The sequence below is a fragment of the Chamaesiphon polymorphus CCALA 037 genome, assembly GCF_003003845.1.
Lineage (GTDB): Bacteria > Cyanobacteriota > Cyanobacteriia > Cyanobacteriales > Chamaesiphonaceae > Chamaesiphon > Chamaesiphon polymorphus.
This window is the reverse complement of record NZ_PVWO01000206.1, coordinates 1-9527: the sequence shown is the minus strand read 5'-3', so window position 1 is coordinate 9527 and position 9527 is coordinate 1. Positions and strand designations below refer to the sequence as shown.

General features: G+C 49.0%; 9 protein-coding genes and 2 tRNA genes. 7 read left to right on the top strand and 4 right to left on the bottom strand.

The window, feature by feature from the left end:
- Nucleotides 1-804, bottom strand: an 804-nt coding sequence (locus C7B77_RS15960; RefSeq protein ID WP_219892169.1) for a variant leucine-rich repeat-containing protein, incomplete at its 3' end; no start/stop codon positions are given.
- A gap of 276 nt (nt 805-1080) precedes the next feature.
- On the opposite strand from C7B77_RS15960, the gene C7B77_RS15955 reads away from it, so the two are divergent.
- Complete coding sequence (locus C7B77_RS15955; protein WP_146138350.1) at nt 1081-1779, top strand: hypothetical protein; 699 nt, start codon at nt 1081-1083, stop codon at nt 1777-1779.
- 18 nt (nt 1780-1797) lie between these two features.
- On the opposite strand, the gene C7B77_RS15950 is transcribed toward C7B77_RS15955, so the two are convergent.
- Nucleotides 1798-2298 (bottom strand): molybdenum cofactor biosynthesis protein MoaE, encoded by a 501-nt coding sequence (locus C7B77_RS15950; RefSeq protein ID WP_181243883.1) that lies wholly within the window; start codon nt 2296-2298, stop codon nt 1798-1800.
- Between the two features lie 71 nt (nt 2299-2369).
- Between C7B77_RS15950 and C7B77_RS15945 the strand changes: the two genes are divergently transcribed.
- Nucleotides 2370-2456: transfer RNA gene (locus C7B77_RS15945), tRNA-Ser, on the top strand.
- Nucleotides 2457-2524: 68 nt separating this feature from the next.
- Here C7B77_RS15945 and obgE read toward each other — a convergent pair.
- Together obgE and C7B77_RS15935 are read right to left on the bottom strand one after the other, a co-directional pair.
- On the bottom strand, nt 2525-3577 hold the full coding sequence (gene obgE / locus C7B77_RS15940; protein WP_106306758.1) for a GTPase ObgE: 1053 nt from the start codon (nt 3575-3577) through the stop codon (nt 2525-2527).
- 208 nt (nt 3578-3785) lie between these two features.
- Nucleotides 3786-4724 (bottom strand): phosphoribulokinase, encoded by a 939-nt coding sequence (locus tag C7B77_RS15935; protein ID WP_106306764.1) that lies wholly within the window; start codon nt 4722-4724, stop codon nt 3786-3788.
- A gap of 264 nt (nt 4725-4988) precedes the next feature.
- On the opposite strand from C7B77_RS15935, the gene ldpA reads away from it, so the two are divergent.
- The 5 genes from ldpA to C7B77_RS15910 all read left to right on the top strand — a co-directional run bounded on the left by ldpA (nt 4989) and on the right by C7B77_RS15910 (nt 9390).
- Nucleotides 4989-6083, top strand: coding sequence for a circadian clock protein LdpA (gene ldpA, locus C7B77_RS15930; protein WP_106306755.1), 1095 nt, complete (start codon nt 4989-4991; stop codon nt 6081-6083).
- Between the two features lie 119 nt (nt 6084-6202).
- Entirely contained in the window at nt 6203-7969 is a 1767-nt protein-coding gene (locus C7B77_RS15925) for a R3H domain-containing nucleic acid-binding protein (RefSeq protein ID WP_106306752.1), read from the top strand.
- A 181-nt stretch (nt 7970-8150) separates the two neighbouring features.
- Complete coding sequence (locus C7B77_RS15920; RefSeq protein WP_106306749.1) at nt 8151-8735, top strand: methylated-DNA--[protein]-cysteine S-methyltransferase; 585 nt, start codon at nt 8151-8153, stop codon at nt 8733-8735.
- A gap of 15 nt (nt 8736-8750) precedes the next feature.
- Nucleotides 8751-8823 (top strand) — tRNA-Ala (locus C7B77_RS15915).
- A gap of 102 nt (nt 8824-8925) precedes the next feature.
- The gene (locus tag C7B77_RS15910) at nt 8926-9390 is read left to right on the top strand and encodes a GNAT family N-acetyltransferase (RefSeq protein WP_106306746.1); all 465 of its coding nucleotides are present in this window, start codon (nt 8926-8928) and stop codon (nt 9388-9390) included.
- The last annotated feature ends 137 nt before the right edge of the window (nt 9391-9527 follow it).

The window sequence follows — 9527 nt, the reverse complement described above, 5'->3', positions numbered from 1 at the left end:
GATGTGTATAAGAGACAGTACTAATTGAGTCGATTCTGTCGTAATTTGTTTCGCCAACCACAAAGATCGCGCGGCTGACTCGCTGGGTGCGAGATACATCTGCATCAACAATCCCTCACCTAGCTGGGGATGTAGTGCTACCAATGTGGTAAATGTCGGATCGTTGGCTTGTGCGTATTTTTTCAAAATCTTTGTCAATACAGCTACAGATGTCTTGGCATTTTCAGCAACAACTTGCGCCACGCTCTCACCGATCTCGATGATTTCGGCAAGTAGGTGTTGTGGCGCATTCGGATGTGCGGCAACAGCCCGAATTAACTCTCGATCTTGGCGACGGGATTTGCGGGCGAGATTTTCGAGCAATGTGCTGGGAGTCTGGGGATTATAAGCCACCGCTAGCCAGAGACTATAGTCTTGTCGATCGACAGCATACTCCATCAAGTTGCGGGGTACGCAGTCGCATTGCAACAGGCTAGTTAATGTCGCGTGTGGAATTTCTGCGGCTAATTGAAGCTGCTCTAGTTGTAACAATTCAAAAATTGGGTTATTGAGTACCGCTTCGGGAAAGTCAATTCCCAATTGCCAGAGGACATCTGTCGGCGTGTTAGGATTGCTCGCTACCAATCGCCGTAGTTCCCAGTTGGATTCTGTCGCAATTTTGCGGAGCAATTGTGGATTCGTACTGGGGTCGATCGCAATTTGCGCAGTTGGTGCCCCTAAGTCTCCTGTCGTCGAAATTTTGCCAGCTCTGAGCTGCTCGATAGCTACTTCCATACTCAATTTACCGATCTTGCGCTTACTCACTCATCGCTTAGAGTACCCACGTACAAACCTAAAGATGAAGAACAGCCAAATAATTCACTGCGAATTTCAGTGTTCGGGCTTAAATTTGACTTGCTATATTCAGTATTTTTGCTCAATTCTATACTACCGGGTAGCAATTAGAAGATCTGAAGAGATAGACTGATAAATAATAATACTAGGCGTCATCTATCTGTCGATCTTTATAATTATTTCAATCTAGCCAAGCTACTGATATTTATAGCTAAAGTAATGATTAGAATTCCCTTTCCGCAGTGTGTGATTCTAACCACACTTGATTTTGCGCAAATTACCGATCGATTGGCAAGTGCTATTTATGTGGGTGAAACCCAATCGCCAACGCCTATGCGGATCTCCCAGGATGCGCTGCCATCAGCAGACTCCGCTGTTGCCTTACCCAACATGGATTCGCACTCGCTCGTCAAAGTCAATCCGAAACAGCAACATTTTATTGGCGAAATTCAAGGCTTTAAGTTTTTAGCCACCCGGATTATCGGTCACAAATATCTGCATTTACCCAAATTTTTAGTGCCCACAATTGAAGGTAAAATTAATAGCCTATACCATGGATATCAACTTACTATCTGTATAAAAATACACCAAATTACATTAATTTTGCTATTAACGTGGTTGGGCGGATTATTTACGGCAACTTCATCGATTATTAGTAATATTGTGGCAGGTATCGATCGCGGTCGATTTCTGGTACCGCTAGAATTGTTCGCTCTTGCCTATGTCCTAGTACTGGGATATTTATACTTCGAGGCTTGGCGTAGTACTAAGTTCTTTCAAAATCTATTTGTCAGAGGCTTTGCTGGAGCTACATCGACTCCATCTGTCAGTTCGTCAGTCTGGAGTTCGGATCTTCAGGTGTCAGAAATGGGTGGGGGTAGATCTTCCACCGATTGGCTCAGAAAAAACCTCCCATCGTTTCCACAGATCGGTAAAATGCCATAAGATTAGCCACGTTCAGTTTTATTCGTGGCGTTCGCAATCCCCAATACTCACCCAAGTACTCGATGGTCGATCGCCATCGCGCTGGCTGAACCACTCTTTTTTCCAAATCGGAGCTTGATGCTTGAGCGTATCGATCGCATACTGACAAGCGGCAAACGCCTCCCCTCGGTGCGGACATCCGACAGCAACTAAGACACTAATTTCGCCAATCTTTAATTTGCCGACGCGATGATGGATGACCACATGAGTCGCACTCGGCCACCGATCGCGAATTTCCCAACCAATGGCCGCAAATACGCGCATCGCCATCGGTTCGTAAGCCTGATACTCTAAATAGTCTACCGCGCGACCGTCAGTGCGATCGCGAACTGTCCCACTCATGACCACTACTGCGCCATTGCCAGGATCGTCAGCGAGTTGATAGACTTCATCTAGCGATAAGGGGGCAAACCCGATCGCAAATCGATCGTCTGCATGGGCGGTGCTTCGAGCGAGCGTTATAGGGGTATCGAGCATCATCGATTTTTAATATCTTGTGAAAACTGTAGCAACATGATATAGTTAAAAACGTCGGTTTATAACCGCAGTGTGGAGAGGTGGCTGAGTGGTCGAAAGCGGCAGATTGCTAATCTGTTGTAGGAGCAATCCTACCGAGGGTTCGAATCCCTCCTTCTCCGTTATTAAATATAGTAGTGCAGAATCGCAAAGAGGATGGCCGATCGATCGGCCATCCTCTTTTAAATATCTACTTCAAGACAGGAAATCCCGCCCGTTCGAGTGCTAATTTTTCGGCCTGACGTTCGGCTTCTAACCGATCTAACTCTTGCCAAACTTGCTGAAGGAGGGGATCTAAGCCCGTGCGAGTGGCCGATGAGATGAGAAATACTGGCTGCTGGGCTACCTCGCTCAACGCTTGGGCAATTTCGGCAACTTCCTCATCGTCTACCGCATCGATTTTGCTCAAGGCCAAAATTTGAGGGCGAGTAGCCAAAGAATCATTATAAGCGATCAACTCCTGCTGAATTGTCTGATAAGCAGCGATCGGATCGTCATTGGTTGCTTCGACTAAATGCAACAATACACGCGTGCGCTCGATGTGGCGGAGAAAATCGTGTCCCAACCCAGCACCCTGCGATGCACCCTCGATCAATCCTGGAATATCGGCAAATAACGTTCCATCGCCAGAAGGCTTGCGGACGACACCTAAATTAGGCACCAAAGTCGTAAATGGATAATCGGCGACTTTGGGACGTGCGGCTGAAAGTGCCGAGATCAGGGGAGATTTGCCCGCATTTGGCAAACCGATAATCCCGACTTCTGCTAATAATTTTAATTCCAGCCTAATCCGTTTTTGCTGTGGTGGTTGTCCGGGTAGCGCATATTCCGGTGCGCGGTTGCTATTACTCAAAAAATGCGCGTTACCCAAACCACCTTTACCACCCGCAACAACTTTAAAAGTTTGCCCCGGCTCCACCAAATCGACTAATAGTTCGTCGGTAGCCGTATCGTAAATCATCGTACCGCAGGGTACCTCGACAATTAAATCGTCACCCGAAGCACCAGTACAATTACTCGAACCACCTTTACCACCATTTTCAGCTTTGAAGCGGCGATTGTAACGAAAGTCTAATAAGGTTTGCAGGTTTTCAACAGCGGTAAAGAAAACCGAACCACCTTTGCCACCATTTCCCCCGGAGGGGCCTCCCGCCGGGACGTATTTTTCACGCCGAAAGGTAACTATCCCATCGCCACCACTTCCGGATTCTACTTCTACTTCTGCGAGATCGATGAATTGCATGGTTTGGGCGATTGGATTTAAATGAGTCAGCTATTATTTTAACTCACTATCTTCGACAGAATCGGAGGCAAGCTGTGAGACATTTTAAGAAAAGGCAGAAGGTAGAGCTGACTTATCCGTATTTCCAAACATCCTCTCACAGACGCTACGCGAACGACCGCTTAATGGTGAGGTCGTTCGCGTAGCGTCTGCGAACGAGAATCGAACTTTATTTAGGTTCTTGAGTTGCCTTAAGCATGTAGTAGGTAATTAAAAGCTGAGTCAAAGCCAAAGGATAACTTTGGAGGGTTTCGCCAGTCGTCCCGACAATTTTGCCCAGATCTGGATTGACTTCCCGATTGCAGACGCGATGGAGATCGGGCATGTCGTTACAAATCATCTGCTCTAACAGATTGATTTTCTCGCTCGTCGCATGACTATCGATTTCGAGGACATCGACTGGTTTGCCCATATCTCGATCGAGATTCCACCGGATGGCTGGTGGCGAATCGCTGTTACCTGGTTCGATGACTTGGCTGAGATCTAGGTGGGTAATTGTCGGTCGGAGGACGAGCCGGACATTGAGGAGCGACGCATCTCCATCTGTGGTGCTAGGGGGATAAAAGCTGGCGACTATATCTGCCCACTGGCGTTGGGGACGGATGAATTGCTCTGAGTCTGATTCGCGCTTTTGGAGTTCGGTCAAGACTTGGACTTCGGTGTAGCCGCGTTTGAGGGTATCGCGTTGGATCTTCCACTGCGCGCGCAGAGGCTCTGGTGGAGCTAAATAAACCTTGACGTCATAGCACTCGCGCGCTATGGGTGTGGAGTAGCCGAGCAGTCCCTCGACGATGACGAACCGATTGGGCTTGACGTATTTCGGTGCCTCAAAGGTACCTGTTTTGTGAGAGTAAATTGGCTTGAGGATCGGTTGCCCGCTCCGCAGCAGGGCTAAATGCTGCTGCATAATGTCGAGATAGTTGCAGTCAGGGTGGAGCGCAGTGATGTTTAGTTCTGCCCGTTGCTGGCGATCGTAGCGATGGTAGTCGTCCGTACCGATGACGGTGACATTCTCTTCGCCAAGAATTTGAGCGATGCCTTTGGTGAGGGTTGTTTTACCTGCCGCGCTATCGCCGACGATACCCAGAATGATGGGACGGTTACTCATGGTTTTAATCTCCATATCGATCCAATTGTACTGCCAAGCGATCGCTCGATCGTCGCGATTCTCGATTTCAACAGAGCGAGTCGCGTTACAGAAAATTAACATCCCGACGATTTCTAGCCACGCACCTGTAAATCTAGATATAATTCATACATCAGCACGCTGACAAACTTAGGGCAAAGAGGGTGAATGTCATGAATGTTTTTACTCGGTATATCTAAAAATTTCCACTAGCAATAGTGTTAGAAAAAATTCATCCAAGTCCTAGTGCTATATCCTTCACCCTTAAATTCATTAACTAGGGGTACATGGTTTAAACTCATCTGCGGTGCTAGCTTTGGGCACTTACCAGCCATCCGCAATCTCGCGATCGCCTATACATTAGCTGGAGCTGATTGTATCGATGTTGCTGCTGATTTAGCGGTAATTACCGCCGCTAAAGATGGCATCCACACCGCTCGCAAATTAGCCCAGGCACATCGAGATTCGGGACATCCAAGTGGAGATGAACCGTGGCTGATGGTGAGTTTAAATGATGGCATAGACCCACATTTTCGGAAAGCAGAATTCGACCCATCCCAGTGTCCAGCAGATTGTCCGCGTCCGTGCGTGCGGATTTGTCCGGCTGATGCGATCGCCTTTACTAGTACTCAGCAAGGCGTCATCGATAGTCAGTGCTATGGTTGCGGTCGTTGTTTGCCGATTTGTCCGTTAGGACTGATTTCGACGCGCGATCGCACGGCAACTCCCAATAGTATCCTCCCTTATCTCACGGCGGAGGATGGGATCGACGCGATCGAAATTCATACTCAGCCGGGTCATTTAGACGATTTTCGGCAATTGTGGAGCGTTTTGGCACCAGCCGCACACCATCTCAAGTTGCTAGCGATTAGTTGTCCCGATAGTGACGAATTAATCTCGTATCTGCGATCGATCTACGGTACGATCGCAGCCACTTACGATCCTCACCCACTCCCCTTTACACTCCTCTGGCAAACCGATGGTAGGCCCATGAGTGGGGATATTGGCGCGGGGACTACTCATGCGGCGATTAGATTGGGTGAAAAAGTCTTAGCGGCCAATCTACCAGGTTACGTGCAATTAGCTGGCGGTACCAACCACTACACCGTGCCCAAATTACGGGAACGCGCACTTTTACCGCCAACCAATACCAAACACGTTCACGGTGTCGCTTATGGTAGCTACGCACGCGTCTTATTGTCGCCGCTGCTCGACAAGTTGGACGCCCGCACCGATAATCCTGGAAGATTGGAAGCGCATTCAGACTTAATGGCTGCGGCTGTGACGATTGCTAACGAGCTAGTCGGGCAATTGAAGGGAGCATCTGTCCATGAATTTTAGTTAACGATCGATGGGGTTATCGGGAGAAAACGATGCCAGGAGATTCGTTGGCGTAGCCTATCAGAGGTAATCGAATCAGCGAGCCAGAAACAAGGAAAAATCACCAATAACAACTCGTAATGGACGAAAATTTAAGTTTGGGTAGAATGCAAATTACCGACGACCTCAGCCAGTTATTGGCTGTGTTGCCGGAGTCGATTCGGATCGCTTTAGAAAACCATCCTAAACTCAGCGTACTAATTGAAGTAGTGATGGATCTGGGGCGTTATCCCGAAGCGAGATTTGCCGAAGGGGCAGAATATCTCAGCGATGTGGCAGTGAGTAAAGCTGACATTCAGCATTGTGTCGATCGATTGGGCTTATTTAGCGGCGACAATCGGGCGGGCATCGAGCGCACCTTGCATCGGATTAGCTGTATGCGCAATCGCACCGACGAAATTATCGGGTTGACCTGTCGCGTGGGTCGCGCCGTCTATGGCACGATTAATATGATTCGCGACCTGGTAGAAACGGGCAAATCGATCCTGATGTTAGGTCGTCCCGGCGTGGGCAAAACTACAGCCCTGCGGGAAATCGCGCGGGTTTTAGCCGACGAATTGGGCAAACGGGTGGTAATTATCGATACCAGCAATGAAATTGCAGGCGATGGCGATATTCCGCACTCCGCGATCGGTCGAGCCAGACGGATGCAAGTCGCTCGTCCCGAACTTCAGCACCAAGTGATGATCGAAGCCGTCGAAAACCACATGCCCGAAGTCATTGTCATCGACGAAATTGGTACCGAACTCGAAGCCTTAGCCGCTCGGACGATCGCCGAACGTGGCGTCCAACTCGTCGGTACCGCTCACGGCAATCGCCTCGAAAACCTCCTCAAAAACCCCACCCTCTCCGATCTGATCGGTGGGATTCAAGCCGTCACCCTCGGCGACGAAGAAGCTCGCCGCCGCTCCTCCCAAAAAACCGTCCTCGAACGCAAAGCACCCCCCACCTTTGAAATCGCCGTCGAAATGCACGAACGCCATCGCTGGGTCGTCCATGATAGCGTCTCCGAAATGGTCGATACCCTCTTGCGCGGTCGTCAACCGACGACTCAAATCCGCACGGTAAATGAAGCTGGCAAAGTATCGATCGTTCGCGAATTACCAGAACCCGCCAAAAACGGCTTGATGCCCGCGCCAAATATCCCCGCAGCGAACGGTGGCTGGCGATCGAGCGGGCGCATGTCACCCATGCCTAGTACTTTGGCTACCAATGCCTCTCAAGCCACCCTAGAGGCCGATCTGGGATTTTCGCAACTCTTAGACCAAAACTGGGATAGTGACGAAGCCATGATGTCGGCGGGGATGGCGACTGGGATTAGCGTCGGAGCAAATGGCGAAGAATTGCCGCTCCATGTCTACCCATATGGCATCGGTCGCGACGAATTGGAGCAGGTAATTGAAGTCCTCAATCTACCTGTCGTCTTAACCAAAGATATGGGCAGTGCCGATGCCGTCCTCGCTCTGCGAACCCACATCAAAAATCATGCCAAACTACGCCAAATTAGTAAGGTACGCCAAGTACCGATCTACAGCGTCAAATCTGGCACGATTCCGCAAATCACCCGCACCCTGCGGCGGATGCTGCACATGGACGATCCGGGTATCCCCGAAGAAGCCGATCTGCGGTTATTCACCCAGAATGCCAGCGAGGATGAGGTCGAAGCTTTAGAAGAAGCCCGATTGGCAGTCGAGCAAATCGTCATCCCCAAGGGTCAACCCGTGGAATTGTTACCTAGATCGAATGCTGTCCGTAAGATGCAACACGAACTAGTCGAGCACTATCACCTCAAATCTACCAGCTTCGGCGAAGAACCCAATCGCCGTCTGCGGATTTTCCCCGCCTAAATGTCGGCCATCGTTGGAGATCTTCACGCTCGACACATTCTTAACCGCAAATAGCTAGATTTCGATCGAATTCAGGTCGATGCTGCAACCATGCAACTCGATCGAAATCTAGCAAATATTTCGATCGAGCTTTGAGCGCGATCGCTGCTGGAGCTTTATCGGAGGTTCCATTTTCAGACTTATGAAACTTTTTATCGATCGATTTGAATCGCCATTGGGCGAAATTATGTTAGTTACTGACGGCGAATGCTTGTGCGCGCTAGATTTTGCCGAATATGAGCCGCGCATGAGGGGATTGCTATCCAAGCGATATCCAGCAGTGGACTGGTTAGTCAAAGTCGATCCACAAGGATTGAGGACTAAAATTCAGGCTTATCTAGCCGGAGATTATCGGAGTCTTATCGAGATTGACGTCAATGCTGGGGGGACAGCTTTCCAGCAATTGGTGTGGCAGGAGCTACGGAAGATTCCAGTAGGCACGACGGTTGCTTATGGCGAAATAGCTACAAATATCGGCAGACCGACAGCAGCTAGAGCCGTAGGCATGGCCAACTCCCTCAATCCAGTGGCGATCGTTATCCCTTGTCATCGTGTCATTGGTGCTAGCTTGCAACTCACTGGTTATGCTGGTGGGTTGGTTCGCAAACAGTGGCTGCTCGCCCATGAAGGTGTATCTCTCTCTCCCGCTGCAATCGACAAAGATCGCGAGCGAATTTCTAAAAGACTCGATCGCCAAAACTTGACAACAACAAACAAAATCGAGTAGATTAAAAAATAGTATGGGGCCATAGCTCAGTTGGTAGAGCACTACAATGGCATTGTAGGGGCCAGGAGTTCGAGCCTCCTTGGCTCCATTGAAATTTAAAAATTGAATAGCAGTCATAAACTGACTAGGATGGCTTACAGTAAGTAACAGCACATATGCTTATACGTCATCCAGATATTTTAGTTAGCCAATGAACGTCCAATCCATTCGGTTTTGCGATCGCAGTGCAGATATCGACCTCTATCGACTCCAAACACTTTTAAATAGAAGCGCGTTTTGGGCGGTTGATCGACGAGTTGAAGATCTCAAAATTGCCATCGATCGCAGCGAACCTGCGATCTCGGCGTGGGATGAAGACAAATTAATTGGATTTGCAAGAGCGACTTCTGACGGTGTATATCGGGCGACGATCTGGGATGTCGTCATCGACCCTGACTATCAACGGCTAGGCTTAGGACGTAAATTAGTCACGACAGTACTCTCGCATCCCTGCATGAAGCGAGTCGAACGCGTTTATCTGTTCACCACGCACCATCAAAATTTTTACGAACGGCTCGGTTTTGTCACAAATAGCAGCACGACGATGGTGCTCCATGCCTCGCAGTCGCTTGCGGCGATCGACGAAACCGCAAATTCAGATGGGATTGAAGCTTAGAAAATATCTCGATCGTACTTAAAAATATTACGCAAATTTAACGCTACTAATGTTTTCCTTCTAATTTGAAAGTGGGTCTTCGATCGTCATTTTAATGACAATATTGCCAATTCCCTCGAACGTAAACGCGCCTAAAC

Bases quoted from the DNA above. Each gene is read 5' to 3' on its own strand.
- obgE (WP_106306758.1), bottom strand. From the start codon at position 3,577: ATGCAATTCATCGATCTCGCAGAAGTAGAAGTAGAATCCGGAAGTGGT.
- C7B77_RS15910 (WP_106306746.1), top strand. From the start codon at position 8,926: ATGAACGTCCAATCCATTCGGTTTTGCGATCGCAGTGCAGATATCGAC.
- C7B77_RS15925 (WP_106306752.1), top strand. From the start codon at position 6,203: ATGGACGAAAATTTAAGTTTGGGTAGAATGCAAATTACCGACGACCTC.
- C7B77_RS15920 (WP_106306749.1), top strand. From the start codon at position 8,151: ATGAAACTTTTTATCGATCGATTTGAATCGCCATTGGGCGAAATTATG.
- C7B77_RS15935 (WP_106306764.1), bottom strand. From the start codon at position 4,724: ATGAGTAACCGTCCCATCATTCTGGGTATCGTCGGCGATAGCGCGGCA.
- C7B77_RS15950 (WP_181243883.1), bottom strand. From the start codon at position 2,298: ATGATGCTCGATACCCCTATAACGCTCGCTCGAAGCACCGCCCATGCA.